Raw genomic sequence first — 17,018 nt, 5'->3', positions numbered from 1 at the left:
ACCGTCGCGTACCGCGTTGCCGAGCCGCTCGCCGGCGCCGGTCAGTGGTGCCCCAGGCCACCACTGCCGAAGGAGCCGCTGGAGCCAGGGTGCCAGCGCTTGCGCTCCTGGTCCTCGCCCCGTTTGCTGGGTGCGTGATGGAGTTCGTACGGCATCAGCCGTTCGCTCTCCTCCGTCGCCTGTGGCACATCGTCGGGCTCTCTGGCCTCTCGCGTCTCATGGACCGGTCCGGTCTCGGGCAGGTGCGGCTGCTCCTCCGGGCGGGGCGGGGCCGACTCCTGGTCCCGTACGGACATGCCGAGTCGCACGGCCCAGATCAGTGCAGCCGAGACGAACATGCCGCCGATGAAGGCACCGAAGACGCCTAGCTGCTGGCTCGATACAGCCAGTAGTTCATAGCTCGCTGTATTCATGTCACGAAAATAACCCGTCTGATGGGAAATTTCCCTTGGAGGGTCCACCCACCGGTGACCTCGAAGGCGGTGGCACTCTCGAGCGACCCATCCGGGCCCTGGCTGTCATCCGCCGACGTACCGTCCGCGTCAGCATTCCGCCATGACGAGGACGAGCGGTAGGTCGTCGCACGGGACCAGTCGCAGCCCGTCATGGCGGCCGGGCTGTGCGGCGGCGAGCAGAGCGCCGAAGTCGGGGCCCTTGGTGAGTGAGCCGACCAGATGGGCCGGGTCGGTCGACGCGGCCACCCTGCCACGGGCGTTGACCAGATGGGCCGGTCCCGGCAGCGCCCGGAGCAGCGGCATCACGGCTGCCTCGAAGTGCCGCAGATACACGTCCGCCGCGGTGACCCCGGCGAACCGGCCCTCGACATGGACCGGCACGGACAGGGTGAGGCTGTACTCGTCCGAGCACAGGTAGTCGACGTACGGCCCGGCTATCGCTCGGTGGCCGGTGTCGCGGGGCAGAGCGAACCAGTCCCAGTGCGTGTAGTCGGAGTACGCGGACTGCCGCGGATCGAGGTCGGGCAGCAGCGGCCGTACATCTCCGTCGACGCTGATCTGCCACCACTCCAGCCAGGCCGGTACGTCACCCAGCAGGCCCGGTGCCGCGACGAATCCGACGCCGGAGACCAATTCCTGCCGGATCAGATGGCGATGGAGTCCGGGGCGCAGCGCGGCGAGGTCGGCGGTCATCGGGCGGCGTCCCTGAGCGATGAGACGCCGGAGCAGCGCCGTGGCGTCGGCCCGAGTGCGGGCGACGGTGTCGAAGACGGCCTCCAGGGTGGAGCGCACCTGGGCCGCCACTGCGGCTTCGGTGGCCGGGTCGAGCGTCGCCGCCCCCGCGAGACGGCTCCCATCCCTCACGGCCGTGCTCGGGACCTTCGGGGGGGCATGCGGGAGGAGGCTGGGCATGGAGCCGGGCTGCCGCAGGGATTCGGACATGACCGCGACCGTATACGCCCTCACTGTTTCGCCTCACCTTGACCCCCTGCCAACTTCCGTTGCATCCCTCAAAGTTGATCCAGGTAGCGACGCTCCGTAAGGTGATGGCCACGATGTCCGCCCGGAGGCAGCACCCTGTCGTGTGGCGGACTCCTGGGCGGGTCATAGACCTGCCTGCCGACCTGGAGCCTCATCCGAGTACGCCGTTGCGACCCATGGCGCCCGGAGTCGCCCCGGTCACCGCACCATCCGGCGGCCGGCTGCCGGTCGTGGACTCGCTCCGCGCCCGTCAACCACATCGCTTCCTGCACGTTCCGCACGCCCGCCCCCCACACCGTCCCCACCACCCCCCCGCTGCCCCACGTCGTGGAGATTTCCTTGCTGAACAGATCCCTCAAAGCGACAGCCATCACCTGCTCTCTCCTACTCGTCAGCGGCTGCGGTTTATTCGCCGAGTCGAGCACGTCCTCCTCGTCCGGCATCAACCCTCCGGACCTCAAGGCGCAGTCGAAGCTCGGCTCGCTCGAGGGACAGGTGAATCTGATCGCCTGGGCGGGCTATGTGGAGGACGGCTCCACGGACCCGAAGGTGGACTGGGTCACCCCCTTCGAGAAGAAGACAGGATGTCAGGTCCACACCAAGGTGGCGGCCAGTTCGGACGAGATGGTCAAGCTGATGAAGAGCGGCGCCTACGACGCCGCCTCCGCATCGGGCGACGCCTCCCTCAGGCTCATCACGTCCGGCGAGGCGGCACCGGTGAACACCGACCTGGTGCCCAACTACGCGGACGTCTTCTTCGGACTGAAGAAGCAGGACTGGAACTCGGTCAACGGCACCATGTACGGGATTCCGCACGGCCGTGGCGCCAACCTGCTCATGTACAACACGCAGCAGGTCTCCCCCGCCCCCACCTCCTGGTCCGCCGTCTTCGACGACGCCTCGAAGCACAAGGGGCACGTCACGGCATACGACTCACCGATCTACATCGCGGACGCGGCACTGTATCTGCGCGATACCCAGCCGAGCTTGCACATCCGCAATCCGTACGCGCTCGACCGGCAGCAGTTCGACGCGGCCGTCGACCTGCTGAAGAAACAGCGCCCGAACATCGGTGAGTACTGGGGCGACTATCTCAAGGAGGTCTCCGCCTTCAAGAGCGGTAACTCCGTGGTCGGCACCACCTGGCAGGTCATCGCCAACCTCGCCGCCGGCGAGGGCGCCAAGGTGAAGGCCGTCCTCCCCCAGGAGGGAGCCACCGGCTGGTCCGACACCTGGATGCTCTCCTCCAAGGCGAAGCACCCCAACTGCGCCTACAAGTGGATGGACTGGATCATCTCTCCCAAGGTCAACGCCCAGGTGGGCGAGTACTTCGGCGAGGCTCCCGCCAACATCAAGTCCTGCGACCAGACCAGCGACCCGACCTTCTGCGACACCTTCCACGCCACGGACGAGAGCTACTGGAAGGACATCGCGTTCTGGACGACGCCGATCGAGCAGTGCCTCGACGGCCGTACGGACGTCAAGTGCGTGCCCTACTCCGAGTGGGTGCAGGCCTGGACCGAGATCAAGGGCTGACCGGCCCACCGGCAAGACCGCCTCTTTGCCCGGCACCGCGGACCTCTCCTGTGGGGAGCGTCCGCGGTGGCGTGCCGGCGGCTGGACGCAGCGGCGTGTCGTCATGCCGGCCAGGACGACGGGGCACATCACACGTTGTTGACGGTGCCGCACATCGGCGATCTTGGCGAAGCTGAACCCCTGGGACAGGATGCCCCCATGAAGGGCGATCTCTTTTCCAGTGACCACATGGTGCGGCCGGCCGCCACGCCCGGCATGTCCGTACAGAACTCCAAGTCCATCCGGTACGTCGTGAACGGCGAGATGCTCGCACGACAGGGATCGATGGTCGCCTACCGCGGGAACCTGCAGTTCGAGCGCAGGGGCCAGGGTGTGGGCGGAATGTTCAAGCGGGTGGTCACCGGTGAGGGGCTGCCTCTGATGGCCGTCCGCGGACAGGGCGAGGCATGGTTCGCGCACGAGGCGCAGAACTGCTTCATCGTGGAGGTCGAGCCGGGCGACAAGTTCACCGTCAACGGCCGCCATGTGCTGTGTTTCGACGCGACCCTGTCGTACGAGATCCGCACGGTGAAGGGGTCGGGGATCACCAGCGGGGGGCTGTTCAACAGTGTGTTCACCGGGCGGGGCAGGCTGGGGCTGATCTGCGAGGGCAGCCCGCTGGTCATCCCCGTCTCGCCGCAGCAACCCGTGTACGTCGACACCGACGCGGTGGTCGGCTGGACGGCCCGGCTGCACACCTCGTTGCACCGGTCGCAGTCCATCGGATCGATGCTGCGCGGCGGGTCGGGCGAGGCCGTCCAGTTGAAGTTGGAGGGTGAGGGGTTCGTGGTCGTCAGGCCCCGCGAGTCGACTCCGCAGAAGGAGCACTGAACGCGAGGGGTCCCGCCCTGCGCCGGGACCCCTCGCAGGGCGGGCACCGTGAAGGTCCGCGGTGAAGAGGTGTGTCCTGACCGGGGTCAGGGTGTCAACTGCGCCTGTACCACAGGGGCGTAGCGGTGGACGAGGTCGTCGAGGTCCGCCGCGCGCATGTGCGTGCCGCGCACGATGCCGAACATCACGGCCAGACCCAGCAGGGTGCCCACCGCGAGTTCCGCGCGCAGGCCCGCGTCCGGGCCGCTGAGGCGGGCGGCGAGGCGGTCGCTGACCTGGGTGCGGAAGTTGCCGCGCAGGACGTCGCCCTGATCGCGGTGCAGGGGCGCGAACACGATGCGCAGCAGGGGGTCCGCGCCCTGCTCGGTCTGGCTCACCAGAACATGGCGGACCATGTGACGGCCGAGGTCCGCGAGTGGTGCGTCCAGCAGCGCGGTGGCGTCCTCCTCGAAGGACATGACCTGGGCGAAGAGCGTCTCCTTGTTGCCGAAGTACTTCAGGATCAGCGGCGCGCTGACCCCGGCCCGGTCGGCGACCGCCTTGAGCGTGATGTCCGCATGAGCGTGCCGGGCGAGGAGGTGGCGGGCGGCGCGGAGGATCGCGGCCTTGGTCGCTTCGGCGTCCCGGCGGGCCGGGCTTCTGGTCGTCCCGGCGTCACGGTGTACGGGGCTCGCGGTCGCCCGGGCGTCACTGGGCACCGGTGTCGGCTCGGGTGCGGGACCGGGCGCGGCGGAGCGGCCCGCGTCAGCGGTGGTAGCTGGGGTGGTCACGGGGTTCACGCTCCTTCCAGCGCCTCGTCGTGCACGGCTCCCGTACGACCGCGTGACCGACGGCTGCCGCCGGAAGCACGGTCCCCGGGGATGGCTAGGGCGGTGGCACAGGCCACCAGTGCGACCGTACCCGCCATCGCGAACGCCAGCAGATAGCCGTGGAGCGTGGGTACGGGCGCGCCGGAGACGAGGCTCGTGTGGTGGACCAGGATGGCGACGACTGCGGCGCTGCAGATGGCCTGGCCGATCGTACGCATCAGGACGTTGACGCCGTTCGCGGACGCGGTCTGCCCGGCCGGTACCGCGCTCAGGATCAGCGTGGGCAGTGCGGAATAGGCGAGGGTCGTGCCCGTCGACACGATCGACGCACCCACGATGACCATCCACAGGTCGCGGCTGTCCGCGATGCGTACGGCATAGCCGAGAGCGAGGACGGCCGCGCCCAGGGCAAGGGTGACACGCGGACCGCGGGCCGCCGAGATGCGGGCCGAGACCGGTGAGAAAAGCAGCATGGTCACCCCGCCGGGCAGCAGACACAGCCCGCTGCCCACGATGGACAGGCCGAGCCCGTACCCGGTGGCCTTGGGCGCCTGGACGAGCTGCGCCGTCACGAGGGAGTTGGCGTAGAAGCCGAAGCCGACCAGAAGGGCGGCGAGATGGGGCAACGCGACGCGCGGGCGGGACGCCAGCCGCAGGTCGACCAGGGGCCGCTCGGTGCGCAGCTGCTGCAGGCACCACAGCGCCAGGATCAGGACGCAGCCCACGAACAGGCCCACGATGGGGGGGCTCCCCCACCCCCACTGGCCGCCCTGCGACACGCCCAGCAGCAGGCAGACGAGTCCGGCAGCCAGCCCCAGCGCGCCAAGGACGTCGAAGCGGCCGGGGGCACGCACGGGCGACTCGCGCACCGCCCACCAGGCGAGGACCAGACCGGCGACGCCGAGGCCGCTGGTCACCCAGAACATGGTGTGCCAGGTCGCGTACTGGATGACGAGCGCGGCCAGCGGCAGGCCGAGTGCCGCTCCGATCCCGACCGTGGAACTCATGAGCGCCACCGCGGATCCGGTGCGCGCGGGCGGCAGTTCGTCGCGCAGGATGCTGATCGACAACGGGACGACCGCGGCGGCAGCGCCCTGCAAGGCACGCGCCGTGATGAGCACACCGATGTCGGACGAGAGCGCACAGAGCACCGAGCCCAGCGTCATCAGCCCGAGAGCTGCCAGGAGCACGCGCCGCTTGCCGTACATGTCACCCGCGCGCCCGAGCACCGGGGTGAGCACCGCGCCGGAGAGCAGCGTTGCGGTCACCATCCAGGAGACGGTGCCCGCTGAGGCACCGGTCAGTCGGGGCAGATCGGGCAGCAGGGGGACGACGACCGTCTGCATGACGGCCATGAGGATGCCCCCGAAGGCCAGCACCGGAACCGTCGCCCGTTCCCGCACGCCCCGCCGTCCGACCGGCCCGGCTGGGGTGGCGGAACGGTCGGACGGGGCGGGTTTCGGGGCCATGGGCGCTCCAGCGGGTGGGAATCCTTATGGTGAATGGATATTCACCATAGCGGGTGAATGGATATTCACCACAGGTGTTCGCAGGGCCATATCGACCTTCGCCTACCGGTGGAGCGGATCCCACGCGTGGTCTTCGAGAGCGTGGCGGGGCGTGCGTCCTGGGTGGCAGCGCGGCGGTACGCACGCCGAAGCGTCCGACACGCCTGCTCGGCGCGCCGGACGCTTCGGGAGGCCGTACATCGCCGGCCAAGGCATTGAGCCTGTCTGGAGTTGTCTAGCGGACGTCAGCCACGAGTGACGTCATCGGAGACACGCATCCGCTCCCCCAGGAAACCGCCGAGTGCAGTGACCAGAGCCAGTGCGACAAGCAGCAGGGCCGCCGGCCACGAGGCCCCGTTGCTGACCTTCAGCAGTGCGGTCGCCGCGAACGGAAGGAAGCCGGTGAGCGCGCCGGCGAGGTTGTAGGCCAGGGCCACGCCGCTGTACCGCAGCCGCGCGGGGAACAGCTCGGTGAGGAGAGCCCCGGAGACCGCATAGGCGACGGACAGCACGGCGATGCCCGCCATCACGGCGAACACGATCGCCCAGGGGTTCTTGGTGTCGATCAGCCAGAAGACGGGGAAGGCGATCACGGCGCTGAGCACACCGCCCCACAGCGTCACCCGGCCGGGGCCGAGTCGCTCCGCCAGGCGCCCCACGAAGAGGATCACCACGATCTCGACGGCGGCGGCCAACAGCGTCGCGTTGACCATCAGGGTGCGCGAGACCCCCAGTGTCTCGGTGCCGTAGCTGATCGCGAACGTGGTCAACAGATAGAAGCCGCCGACGCCCAGCATCGCCGAGGCCATCGCCACCAGCAGTCGTCCCCAGGCCGAGCGGAAGACTTCGAGCGCCGGGATCTTGGCCCGCTCGTCCTGCTTCAGCAGCTCGTCGAAGAGCGGCGACTCCTCGACCTTGCGGCGGATGTAGACGGCGATGAGCAGCAGCGGGAAGGCGAACAGGAACGGCAGGCGCCAACCCCAGGCGTCGAAGGAGGCGGACGGCAGGAGGAGCACCAGGGAGAAGGCACCAGAGGAGAGCAGGGTGCCCACGGGCGAGCCGACCTGCGGCAGCGCCGCGTAACGGCCGCGCTTCCCGGGAGGGGCGTGTTCGACGGCGAGGGTGACGGCACCGCCCCACTCACCACCGACCGCAATGCCCTGCAGCAGGCGCAGGGTGACGAGCAGCAGCGGCGCGGCGACTCCGATGCTGCTGAAACCGGGCAGTACACCGATCAGGCCGGTGGCGCACCCGATCATCACCACGGTGATCAGCAGAGCGGGTCTACGTCCTATCCGGTCGCCGAGCCAACCGAAGATGAGCGCACCGATCGGCCGGGCCACGAACCCCACACCGAACGTCGCGAAGGCGGCCATGGTGGCTGCCGTGGGGTTGAGCGTGGTGAAGTACAGCCGGTTGAAGACGATGGCCGCGGCGGTGCCGAAGAGGAAGTAGTCGTACCACTCCAGCGCCGTGCCGACGAAAGCGGCGAAGGCGACCCGCCCGGCGTCCTTGTCGGTGACGACGACCGACTTGCCCGGTGGAGACTGGGGGGAGGTCTTGCTCAGGGTGTTCACATCTGACTCCTTGCATGCGGCCGTGGCAGTTCGGCCGTGGGGACGGGGGGTCTTCACCGGGGTGACGTCGCCAGTACGTCGGCGCCGTGTACGCAGGCGCCGGCCACAAAGGTGGCCAGGACGTCGATCGCGCCGATGCGGTCGGCGTCGATGTCGACGGGATCGTCGGAGAGTACGACGAAGTCGGCGTGCTTGCCGGGGGTGATGCTGCCGCGCCGGTCCTCGTCGTGGCTGGCCCACGCCGCGTCGAGGGTGTAGGCGCGCAGGGCCTGCTCGGCGGTCACCCGCTCGTCGGCGCCGAGCACGGCGCCCGCCCTGCTGAGCCGCTCGACCATGGACTGCATCCCGAGCAGCGGTGCCCCGGGCGCCACGGGCCGGTCGGAACTGCCCGGCACCCGGATCCCCCGGTCGAGGAAGGACCGGTGCCGGTACATCCACGGGGTCCGTGCGGAGCCGAGAGCCTCGGCCATGGTGTCCCCCACCTCGTACAGGAAGTGCGGCTGGGGCACGGGGACCACGCCCAGTTCGGCGTAGCGGTCCAGCTGATCGGGGCGGACCACACCGGAGTGTTCGATGCGGTGTCGTACATCGTGGCGCGGTGCGACCCGGTGGGCCTCGGCGAACGCGTCGAGGGCGAGGTCGACGGCGCTGTCACCGATGGCGTGCGCGGCGACCCGCCATCCGGCCCGGTGCGCCTCAACGACGAGCCGGCGCATGTCCTCCGGGCCGTTCTGGAAGACACCGCTTGCGTGGGCGTGTCCGCAGAACGGCTCCGAGACCGCGGCCGTGCGGCCGATCAGGGATCCGTCCAGCCAGATCTTCATGGGGCCCAGCCGGAGCCGGTCGTCGCCGAAGCCCGAGCGCAGTCCCAGATCGAGTCCGGTGGTGATGCCGTCGTCGGCGTGCGCACGCAGGGCGTGCAGATTGTCGGCGGCCACCATCAGCTCGACCCGGGTGCTCAACGTGCCGCTCTCTCGGGCGAGCTGGTAGGCGGCGGCCTCCACCGGGCTGCGGCCGATCAGCCCGAGTCCGATCCCCGCCTCCACGACGTGGGTGAGGCCTTCGGAGGCGTACACGGCGCTCGCCCTGGCGACGGCGTCGGCCAGTTCGCTCACCGGGTAGGGCATGACGAGGGCGGACACCAGGCCCTGGGCCCGCTCCTGGAGCAGGCCGGTCGGGGCGCCGTGGTCGTCGCGGACGACGACGCCGCCCTCCGGCTCGTCGGTGGTGCCGTCGAGCACGCCGGACCTGTGCAGTACCTCGCTGCTGACCGCGCACATATGCCCGGAGCGGTGCTTGAGCCACACCGGTCGTCCGCCGGCCGCCCGGTCGAGTTCGCGGCGGTGCGGGTGCGCACCCATGACGGTGTCGTCGTAACCGGAGCCGACGATCCAGGCGTCGGCGGGGAGGCCGGCCGCGCGGCGGGCGACGGCATCGTAGACCTGCGGCAGCGTGGTGGCCCCGCTGAGGTCGAGTTCGCCCAGCGACTGGCCGAACCAGACCATGTGGTTGTGGGCGTCGCCGAAGCCGGGGACGACGACCGCGCCGCCGCAGTCGAGTGTGGTGCGCGCGGGCAGGTCCTGCACCGCTTCGTCGAGTCCGACGAAGCGCCCACCGAAGATGCCGAGGGTATGGGCGCGGGGGCGGTCGTCGTCGACAGTGCGGATACGGGCGTTGCGCACGAGGAGGTCGAGCATGGGGTGACTTTCGGATCTCAGGCCAGGTTCTGCAGCCGGGTCAGCGGCAGGTCGGCGGCGTGGTGGATGTCAATGGGCCGTCCGTCGACGAGTACTGCGTCGGGGGTTCTGGGCACCTGCACATCGGGTACGGCGGTGTTGGCGACCATGTCGCCCCGGGTCAGACCCCGGCTGTTCCGCAGCGCGGTGTAGCGCACTCCTCGGGGGAGCGCCTCGGCCGCGGCACGGTCGTCCAGGCACGCCTGGGAGACGAAGACCGTGGACAGCCGGCGCGGAGCACCACCGAGACCGCCGAAGTAGGGCTTCATCACCCGGGGTTGGGTCAGTCGGGTGGAGCCGGAGCCCGACCCGGACAGTCCCCAGGCGACGAAGCCGGACTTCAACACCAGCTCCGGCTGCGCACCGAAGGTGACCGGGCGCCACAGCACGACATCGGCGATGCTGCCGGGCCGCAGCGACCCCACGTCCGAGGCCATGCCGTGGGCGATCGCCGGATTCAACGTGATCTTGGCCAGATAGCGCAGCACGCGTTCGTTGTTGACGACCTCCGGGCCACTCTCGCCGGCCAGGTGGGCCTGGACATGGGCGAGCTGCCAGGTGCGGCGCGCGGTCTCGGCGATCCGTCCCATGCCCATCGAGTCGGAGTTGACGATGCTGATCGCGCCGAGGTCGTGCAGGGCGTTCTCGGCGGCGATGGCATGCTCGCGCACTCGGCTCGCCGCGATCGAGACATCGGTGTCGATCCCGTGGTGGCCACGGTGCACGGTCATCGTCATCGGCAGCAGCTCCGCGACGGTCGCCGGGGTCAGCGGCAGTGTGGGCGTCGTGGAGGAGGTGAGAACGTGCGGCTGGGAGACGATCTCCAGCAGGTCGGGATGACCGCCGCCACCCTCGACGTGGTACGCGTGCACAGTGCGCCCGCGTGTGGCGGCGAGGGTGTCGGCGAGATACCCGGACTCGTTCAGGGTGTCCGTGTGCAGCGCGACCGGAAGGTCGGCGTGCTCGGCGACGCCCAGACAGGTGTCGACGATCCGGGGGGTGGCTCCCCAGTCCTCGTGGATCTTGAACCCGCCGGCGCCGGCGAGCACCGCGCGCTCCAGCAGTTCCTGCGAGGACGAGGAGCCGCGAGCCAGGAACGCCACGTTGACGGGGGCGTCGCGCCAGCCCTCGATGAGGCTGTGCAGGTTGTAGGCGGGGTTGGCGCCGACGTCCCACACACCGCCGATGCCCATGCCCACCAGGCTGGTCACGCCCGCCGCGAGCGCCGCGGGCACCACCTCCGGGCTGGAGAGATGGACGTGCGAGTCCACCACACCAGGGGTCGCGAGGAGCCCTTCGCCGGTGATCATCGCGGTGTGGGAGTCCACGACGAGTTCCACGCCGTCGGCCGTCTGGGGGTTCCCCGCCCGCCCGACCCCGACGATGCGGCCGTCCTTGATACCGATGTTGGTCTTGCGCACGCCGATCAGCGGGTCCAGGACGACCACGCCGAGGATCACCATGTCCAGCGCGCTGTCGCGGTCGGCGCGGCCCGCCACGAGCAGGCCGTCGCGTGCCGTCTTCCCACAACCGCCGAGCAGTTCCTCGCCGGGCTCCGTGTCATCGGCCTCGACCTGTACCCACAGGTCGGTGTCGGCCAGCCGGATCCGGTCGCCGGTGGTCGGACCGTACAGGGACGCGTACGCGCGCCGGGACAGTCGGCTCATCGTTCTCCTCCTCGTGCCACCACGGTCACGGTGCGCGCCCGGCCTGGTTCGAACTCCAGCGAGGTCCCGGCGGGAAGGTCCAACCGGTGACCGCGGGCAGCCTCACGGTCGAAGTCGAGGGCGCCGTTGGCCTCCTCCAGCGGGAAGTGCGAGGACACCCAGACGGGCCTCGGACCCCGGTTGGTGACGGTCAGGCGCTTGCGGGGGCGGCCCGGGGCGAGCTCCGCCTCATCCTCGGCGACCAGCACACCGCCCGGTCCTGTGTCATTGGCGGACCCGAACGGCTCGGGTACGTGGACCAGGGTTGAGCCGTGCGGAAAGAGGGCCTCGACCTGGAGGCTGGGCACGGTCTCCGCGACGCCGGGCAGCAGCCGGTCCCGCGGCACGATGCCGGGGGCGCGTCGAAGGATCTCCTGGAGCGGCACGCCGTCCCAAGCCATCTCGAGAACCTCGTCGCACACCAGGGCGATGGCCTCGGTCGCACCGAGCAGCGCCCCACGGGCGAGCCGTCGCCGTGCGAGCTCGGCCGCCGTGAAGAGCGTCAGCCTTTCCTGTTCGCGCGGTGTGAGGTGCATCGGGTCGTTCCCCTCCGGATCCTGCGCCGCCCGGTGGCCACGCTGATGTGTACACCGCACTCTGCCCGGTGGAACCAGGCGTGAACAATGACGAATCGCTCCGCGATGGAGCACTGATAATGGGCATATGCACAATCCGACGAGCATCGACGACCTGGTGGGCGCCGCCGTGCCGCGACCGGGAGACGAGGCCGGGACACCGGTCTCCACCGAGCTGAGGGCACTCGTCCGCGACTGCCTGGACGATCTGGACGCGCTGGTGGCCCTCTATGTCACCGAGGTCTCCGCGTTCGAGGACTACCGGTCGACCGTCGCACCCGACGACCTGCGCGATACCGCGCGCGCCTGCTTCGAACTACTCCTCCGTCTCATCGGCGGCCTCCCGGTGCCCGGTGAACTGAGCGGAGTACCGGAACGGCTGGGCCGCCGCCGAGCCCACCAGGGCATCCCGCTGGAGCGGCTGCTGCAGGCGGTACGCATGGACTTCCGGGTGCTGTGGACCGCGTTCCTGGAGCGCACCCGGCCGGCCGATCTGCCGGAGCTGACCCGAGGTGCGGTACGGGTGTGGGAAGCCGTGGAGTTCCACACCGTGCAGGTGCACGCCGCCTACCTCGACGAGGTCGCCGTACTGGCCCGCGAGCGGGAGCGGGAGCGGACAGCGCTCATGGGCAGGCTGCTGGCGTCGGACGGCCGGGATCAGCAACTCGTCGCGCAGGTGGCGACCCTGCTCCAGGTGAACACGCAGTCGGACTTCGCCGTGGCGACGGCGCCGCCGGAGTTCCAGCAGGAGATGCGCAAAGCCGTCGCGGCACGGCTGGCACACCAGGTCGCACACCTTCAGGACCACAACGGCATGCTGGTGCTCGTGGCCAGGCTGCCACGCGCTGCGCGCACGCCGCCGGCCGATTGGCTGGACGGCGTGCCGTGCGCCCTCGGCCCGGTGGCGCACGGACTGGCCCGCGTTCCCGATGTGGTCCGGGTGACCGAGGCGATCGCCGCGACGCTGGACGGCGACGAGGTGTCGGGCCCCGTGACGCTGAGCGATGCTTGGATGCCCGTGGCCGCGGCGCGGCTGGGCCCTGTCGGGGAGATGCTGGCCGACGCGGTGCTGGCGCCACTGGACCAGTTGTCTCCGCCGGAGCGGGAGCGGCTGCTGACCACGGTGGTCGCGTACTGCGAGTCCGGGTCGATCGCGGCGACCACGCGGCAGCTGTACTGCCACCGCAACACGGTGCTCAACCGGCTGAGCCGGTTCACGGAACTCACCGGCTACCAGCCCACCAGACCCTCGGAGGCGGCCACCGTCCTGTTCGCTCTGCGCTGCGCCCGTGGTCGGGCGGTCCGGAGCACGTAGGTCCGGGCCCTCGTCGACGCCCTGCCGTCCGGTAGCTGTCTGGTCTGGTCGAGAGCTTGCTAGCCGTCGCCGGTCGTGCGGCACTCCGGGTGGCCCCAGCCCTGGGCGTTCTTGGCGATCTGGTCGCCCGCCGCGTAGGGGCGGCCGCAGACGCAGCGGCCCGGGAACTTCGCCTTGATGGTGCGGCTGGAGGCGCGCTTCGTGGCGGGCGCGCCACGGCGGGCGGGAGCCGGGACGACCGGTGCCGGTGAGGACGGTGGTTCCGGGGAGCCGTACTCGCTGCCCGCCGCTTCCTGCACCGTGGCCGCCTGGCTGGCGGCGCGGTCCGCGAAGTCGTTGAGGCGGTCGCCGTCGACCTGGTGGGCGGGCACGTAGCGGAACTCGACCTGACGGCCGTCGAGCAGGGCGTCGATACGTGCGACCAGTTCCTGGTTGGCGACGGGCTTGCCGGAGGCGGTCTTCCAGCCCTTGCGCTTCCAGCCGGGCAGCCAGGTGGTGACGGCCTTCATCGCATACTGGGAGTCCATGCGGATCTCCAGCGGGACGCCCGGGTCGACCGCCGTCAACAGGCGTTCCAACGCGGTGAGTTCAGCGACGTTGTTGGTCGCCCGACCCAGCGGGCCGGCCTCCCAGCGGCTGGGGATCTCGTCGTCGGTGGCGACGACCCAGGCCCATCCGGCGGGTCCGGGGTTTCCCTTCGAAGCCCCGTCGCAGGCGGCCACAACACGTTCAAGCATGCCCTGATCATGCCACGCTGCGGACACCGCCCGGTGGCCCGGGTCCGACGCCCCTCATGTGCGACGGGAGGCGTGGCGGCCCCCCGTCGTACGGGTCGCACCGTCACGGCACGTCGGTGGCTTTCGGCCTCTCGCCCAGTGCGGTCGTGATGTCGATGACCGAGAAGTCGGCGCCCTGTGGATCGCTCAGCGCGGCAAACCGGCCGAACGGGCTGGTCATCGGCCCGTACCGGAGGACTCCGCCGTGCTTGGTCGCCCGCTCGACGGCCGCGTCGCAGTCGTCGACGGTGAAGTACACGTTGATGTACGACGGGACCTCGGGAGGGAAGTCCTCTGTCATCTTCATCCGTCCGAGCACGGGGTTGCCGCCGAGTTCGAAGATACGGAAGTCGATCGCCTCGTCCAGGATCCGCTTGACGTGGTACGGAAAGACGGCGGGGAAGAACGCGTCCGACTTCTCCGGCGCGCGGGTGAACACCTCGGCCCAGCAGTACGCGCCGGGCACGGCCCTCGCCTCGAAGCCCTCGTGGGCGCCGGCCTGCCAGACACCGAAGACGGCTCCACCCGGGTCGCGGGCCAGGGCAAGGGTGCCGAAATCGCCGACCTCCATCGGCTCCATCAGCACAACGCCGCCGTGTTCCTCGATCTTCCGGGCGGCCGCGGTGGCGTCGGCGGTGGCGAAGTACAGGCACCAGGAGGACTGGCCCTCCTGCCCGGGCAGGGGCGGTACGACGGCGGCGACCGCCTTGCCGTCGGCGTACGCCTGCGTGTAGCTGCCGTACTGGGACGACGCCTCACCGAACGTCCAGCCGAGGACGTGCCCGTAGAAACTCTTGGCGCCTTCGACATCGGTGAACATCGCGTCGACCCAGCAAGGCATTCCCTCGGGTTGTACCGCCATGGCGTTCGACCCTCTCCGGCTCGACGGGTGCGCTTTCGTTCCACACGCTAGCCACGGCCGTGCCGCGTCGCGCGGCGAGCGGTCGTCCTGTCCGACACTGGAACGGGGCCGGTGGTGGACAGAACGGGGCAGGCGATGCGCGCATGGGTGGTGGACCGGCCGGGTCCCGTCGAGCGGGGGCCGCTGCGGTTCGTGGAGAGGCCGGACCCGGTGCCGGGGCCGGACGAACTGCTGGTGCGGGTGCGGGCGTGCGGGGTGTGCCGTACGGATCTGCACGTCGCCGAGGGCGACCTGCCGGTGCGCCGACCGGGGGTGACACCCGGGCACGAGATCGTGGGCGTGGTGGCCGGGACGGGAGCGGCCGTGACCGGGTGGTCGGCCGGCGACCGGGTGGGGGGCGCGTGGCTGCGCCGTACGGACGGCACCTGCCGGTACTGCGTACGCGGGGCGGAGAACCTGTGCCCGAACTCCGAGTACACCGGCTGGGACACCGACGGAGGGTACGCGGAGTACACGACCGTACCGGCTGCCTACGCGTACCGGCTGCCCGCGGACGTGGACGACGTCGCGCTGGCCCCTCTGCTGTGCGCGGGCATCATCGGGTACCGCGCGCTGCTACGGACGTCACTACCGCCACGCGGGCGACTCGGGCTGTACGGGTTCGGTGGCAGCGCCCATCTGTGCGCGCAGGTCGCGCTGGCTCAGGGCGCCACCGTTCACGTCCTGACACGGGACGAGGCCTCGCGACGGCTCGCACTGGACCTCGGGTGCGCGTCGGCGGGCGGCGCCCACGACATGCCGCCGGAGCCACTGGACGGCGCGATCCTGTTCGCCCCGGTCGGTGAACTCGTGCCGGTGGCGCTGAGGGCGCTGGACCGGGGCGGAGTGCTGGCGGTCGCGGGCATCCACCTGAGCGACGTCCCGGTGCTGCACTACGAGAGCGAGCTGTTCTACGAGAAGGAGCTGCGCAGCGTCACCTCGAACACACGGGGGAACGGCCGGGAGTTCCTGGGCCTCGCGGCCCGTTACGGCGTACGGGCGACCACGCACACGTATCCGCTGTCCCAGGCGCAGCATGCCCTGGCCGATCTGAAGGCTGGGCGCTTCGACGGGGCGGCCGTGCTGGTGAACGACGCCTGAGGCCGGCCGGTCCGCGGGCCTCTCACCCAGTTCGACAGCCGCCGACGAGGCCAGCTGTTCCGTGCGCACGGCGGTGCGGGATCCCGGGGACATGAAGATCGAACTGCTGGTCGTGCCGGACTGCCCGAACGAGAAGGTCGCTGCCGAGCGGCTGAGCAGGCGCTCATGTCCCGTTCGAGCCACGACAGGTAGTCCTCACGCCCCCGGGCGGCGGGCCGGTGACCGCGACGCGCGCGGGTCGCAGCAGCCGGTCGCCCACCCGGTATCCGGAACCCAGGATCTCCGTGCAGGTCGGGCGGTCGACGTGTGGGGAGACAACATGTGTCACGGCCTCGTGGCACCTCGGGTCGAAGGGCTCCCCCTCCCGTCCGAACGTCCGCAGTCCCACTGAGCCCAGCTGGGTCTCCAGAACGTCCGCGACGGCCTTGAGACCGGGGGACATGTCCTCCTCCTGGTGGCGGGCCGCCTCGACCGCGTCCAGCACCGGCAGCAGCGCACGCAGTACGTTCTCCGCGGCGATCTCGCGCACCGCCATGCGGTCGCGCCGCACCTGCTTACGGTAGTTGTCGTACTCGGCCTGCACCCGCTGCAGGTCGGCGGTGCGCTCGTCGAGCAGACGGCGCAGCTCCGCGCTCTGCGGCTGGGTCCGGTCCATGGTCAGCCCGCCCGTGACGAGTCGTCGTCGTCGACGATCTCGGCGTCCACGACATCGTCGTCTCCCTGGCCGCCACCACTGGCGGCGCCCTGCTCCGACGTCGTACCGCCCTCGGTGCGCGCCCGCTCGTACATGGCGCTGCCGATCTTCTGGGCCGCGGCGGCCGCCTTCTCCGTGGCCTGCCGGATCGCCGCGGTGTCCTCGCCCTTGAGGGATTCCTTCAGTTCGGCGATGGCGCCTTCCGTCTCGTTCCTCGCGTCGTCCGGGATCCTGTCCGCGTTGTCCCTGATGAGCTTCTCGGTCTGGTAGACGAGCTGTTCGGCCTGGTTGCGGGTCTCGGCGCCCTCGCGCCGCTTGCGGTCCTCGTCGGCGTGCTGCTCGGCCTCGCGGACCATGCGGTCGATGTCGTCCTTCGGCAGGGCGGAGCCGCCGGTGACGGTCATCTTCTGCTCCTTGCCGGTGCCGAGGTCCTTCGCCGTGACGTGCATGATGCCGTTGGCGTCGATGTCGAAGGAGA

16 protein-coding genes are annotated in these 17,018 nt (G+C 70.3%); 4 read left to right on the top strand and 12 right to left on the bottom strand.

Annotation, left to right across the window (positions count from 1 at the left end):
• Window positions 1-41 precede the first annotated feature (41 nt).
• Complete coding sequence (locus ACWDEX_RS33485) at window positions 42-413, bottom strand: DUF6479 family protein (protein WP_450468230.1); 372 nt, start codon at window positions 411-413, stop codon at window positions 42-44.
• 129 nt (window positions 414-542) lie between these two features.
• Window positions 543-1,397, bottom strand: coding sequence for a cache domain-containing protein (locus ACWDEX_RS33480; RefSeq protein WP_450468229.1), 855 nt, complete (start codon window positions 1,395-1,397; stop codon window positions 543-545).
• A 381-nt stretch (window positions 1,398-1,778) separates the two neighbouring features.
• On the opposite strand from ACWDEX_RS33480, the gene ACWDEX_RS33475 reads away from it, so the two are divergent.
• Both ACWDEX_RS33475 and ACWDEX_RS33470 read left to right on the top strand, forming a co-directional pair.
• On the top strand, window positions 1,779-2,972 hold the full coding sequence (locus ACWDEX_RS33475; protein ID WP_450468248.1) for an ABC transporter substrate-binding protein: 1,194 nt from the start codon (window positions 1,779-1,781) through the stop codon (window positions 2,970-2,972).
• A gap of 198 nt (window positions 2,973-3,170) precedes the next feature.
• Window positions 3,171-3,842, top strand: coding sequence for an AIM24 family protein (locus ACWDEX_RS33470; protein WP_450468228.1), 672 nt, complete (start codon window positions 3,171-3,173; stop codon window positions 3,840-3,842).
• A gap of 86 nt (window positions 3,843-3,928) precedes the next feature.
• On the opposite strand, the gene ACWDEX_RS33465 is transcribed toward ACWDEX_RS33470, so the two are convergent.
• The 6 genes from ACWDEX_RS33465 to ACWDEX_RS33440 all read right to left on the bottom strand — a co-directional run bounded on the left by ACWDEX_RS33465 (window position 3,929) and on the right by ACWDEX_RS33440 (window position 11,714).
• Window positions 3,929-4,540, bottom strand: coding sequence for a TetR/AcrR family transcriptional regulator (locus ACWDEX_RS33465; protein WP_450468247.1), 612 nt, complete (start codon window positions 4,538-4,540; stop codon window positions 3,929-3,931).
• Between the two features lie 77 nt (window positions 4,541-4,617).
• Window positions 4,618-6,120: an MFS transporter gene (locus ACWDEX_RS33460; protein ID WP_450468227.1), complete on the bottom strand. Its 1,503-nt coding sequence runs from the start codon at window positions 6,118-6,120 to the stop codon at window positions 4,618-4,620.
• A gap of 284 nt (window positions 6,121-6,404) precedes the next feature.
• Entirely contained in the window at window positions 6,405-7,736 is a 1,332-nt protein-coding gene (locus ACWDEX_RS33455; RefSeq protein WP_450468226.1) for an MFS transporter, read from the bottom strand.
• A gap of 53 nt (window positions 7,737-7,789) precedes the next feature.
• On the bottom strand, window positions 7,790-9,433 hold the full coding sequence (locus ACWDEX_RS33450) for an amidohydrolase (RefSeq protein WP_450468225.1): 1,644 nt from the start codon (window positions 9,431-9,433) through the stop codon (window positions 7,790-7,792).
• Between the two features lie 17 nt (window positions 9,434-9,450).
• Window positions 9,451-11,139: an urease subunit alpha gene (locus tag ACWDEX_RS33445; protein WP_450468224.1), complete on the bottom strand. Its 1,689-nt coding sequence runs from the start codon at window positions 11,137-11,139 to the stop codon at window positions 9,451-9,453.
• On the bottom strand, window positions 11,136-11,714 hold the full coding sequence (locus ACWDEX_RS33440) for an urease subunit gamma (protein ID WP_450468223.1): 579 nt from the start codon (window positions 11,712-11,714) through the stop codon (window positions 11,136-11,138). Before ACWDEX_RS33440 ends, ACWDEX_RS33445 begins: the two co-directional genes overlap by 4 nt.
• 127 nt (window positions 11,715-11,841) lie before the next feature.
• Here ACWDEX_RS33440 and ACWDEX_RS33435 point away from each other — a divergent pair, with 127 nt between their 5' ends.
• Window positions 11,842-13,068 (top strand): PucR family transcriptional regulator, encoded by a 1,227-nt coding sequence (locus ACWDEX_RS33435; RefSeq protein ID WP_450468222.1) that lies wholly within the window; start codon window positions 11,842-11,844, stop codon window positions 13,066-13,068.
• A gap of 59 nt (window positions 13,069-13,127) precedes the next feature.
• Here the strand turns inward: ACWDEX_RS33435 and ACWDEX_RS33430 are convergent, their stop codons facing one another.
• Both ACWDEX_RS33430 and ACWDEX_RS33425 read right to left on the bottom strand, forming a co-directional pair.
• Complete coding sequence (locus tag ACWDEX_RS33430; RefSeq protein WP_450468221.1) at window positions 13,128-13,805, bottom strand: ribonuclease H family protein; 678 nt, start codon at window positions 13,803-13,805, stop codon at window positions 13,128-13,130.
• 103 nt (window positions 13,806-13,908) lie between these two features.
• Window positions 13,909-14,706: a VOC family protein gene (locus ACWDEX_RS33425; RefSeq protein WP_450468220.1), complete on the bottom strand. Its 798-nt coding sequence runs from the start codon at window positions 14,704-14,706 to the stop codon at window positions 13,909-13,911.
• A gap of 135 nt (window positions 14,707-14,841) precedes the next feature.
• On the opposite strand from ACWDEX_RS33425, the gene ACWDEX_RS33420 reads away from it, so the two are divergent.
• Window positions 14,842-15,846 carry a zinc-binding alcohol dehydrogenase family protein gene (locus tag ACWDEX_RS33420; RefSeq protein WP_450468246.1) on the top strand — a complete coding sequence of 335 codons (1,005 nt, stop codon included), beginning with the start codon at window positions 14,842-14,844 and terminating at the stop codon, window positions 15,844-15,846.
• Between the two features lie 163 nt (window positions 15,847-16,009).
• Here the strand turns inward: ACWDEX_RS33420 and grpE are convergent, their stop codons facing one another.
• Both grpE and ACWDEX_RS33410 read right to left on the bottom strand, forming a co-directional pair.
• On the bottom strand, window positions 16,010-16,501 hold the full coding sequence (gene grpE / locus ACWDEX_RS33415) for a nucleotide exchange factor GrpE (protein WP_450468219.1): 492 nt from the start codon (window positions 16,499-16,501) through the stop codon (window positions 16,010-16,012).
• Window positions 16,502-16,503: 2 nt separating this feature from the next.
• Window positions 16,504-17,018, bottom strand: a 515-nt coding sequence (locus ACWDEX_RS33410) for an Hsp70 family protein (RefSeq protein WP_450468218.1), incomplete at its 5' end; no start/stop codon positions are given.

The organism is Streptomyces sp. NPDC001020 (assembly GCF_053599115.1).
This window is presented reverse-complemented; position numbering and strand designations above follow the sequence as displayed.

What these genes read in the sequence shown, in the direction of transcription:
- ACWDEX_RS33485 (WP_450468230.1), bottom strand. Translation starts at nt 413, where the DNA reads ATGAATACAGCGAGCTATGAACTACTGGCTGTATCGAGCCAGCAGCTA.
- ACWDEX_RS33480 (WP_450468229.1), bottom strand. Translation starts at nt 1,397, where the DNA reads ATGTCCGAATCCCTGCGGCAGCCCGGCTCCATGCCCAGCCTCCTCCCG.
- ACWDEX_RS33470 (WP_450468228.1), top strand. Translation starts at nt 3,171, where the DNA reads ATGAAGGGCGATCTCTTTTCCAGTGACCACATGGTGCGGCCGGCCGCC.
- ACWDEX_RS33460 (WP_450468227.1), bottom strand. Translation starts at nt 6,120, where the DNA reads ATGGCCCCGAAACCCGCCCCGTCCGACCGTTCCGCCACCCCAGCCGGG.
- ACWDEX_RS33450 (WP_450468225.1), bottom strand. Translation starts at nt 9,433, where the DNA reads ATGCTCGACCTCCTCGTGCGCAACGCCCGTATCCGCACTGTCGACGAC.
- ACWDEX_RS33445 (WP_450468224.1), bottom strand. Translation starts at nt 11,139, where the DNA reads ATGAGCCGACTGTCCCGGCGCGCGTACGCGTCCCTGTACGGTCCGACC.
- ACWDEX_RS33440 (WP_450468223.1), bottom strand. Translation starts at nt 11,714, where the DNA reads ATGCACCTCACACCGCGCGAACAGGAAAGGCTGACGCTCTTCACGGCG.
- ACWDEX_RS33435 (WP_450468222.1), top strand. Translation starts at nt 11,842, where the DNA reads ATGCACAATCCGACGAGCATCGACGACCTGGTGGGCGCCGCCGTGCCG.
- ACWDEX_RS33430 (WP_450468221.1), bottom strand. Translation starts at nt 13,805, where the DNA reads ATGCTTGAACGTGTTGTGGCCGCCTGCGACGGGGCTTCGAAGGGAAAC.
- ACWDEX_RS33425 (WP_450468220.1), bottom strand. Translation starts at nt 14,706, where the DNA reads ATGGCGGTACAACCCGAGGGAATGCCTTGCTGGGTCGACGCGATGTTC.
- ACWDEX_RS33420 (WP_450468246.1), top strand. Translation starts at nt 14,842, where the DNA reads ATGCGCGCATGGGTGGTGGACCGGCCGGGTCCCGTCGAGCGGGGGCCG.
- grpE (WP_450468219.1), bottom strand. Translation starts at nt 16,501, where the DNA reads ATGGACCGGACCCAGCCGCAGAGCGCGGAGCTGCGCCGTCTGCTCGAC.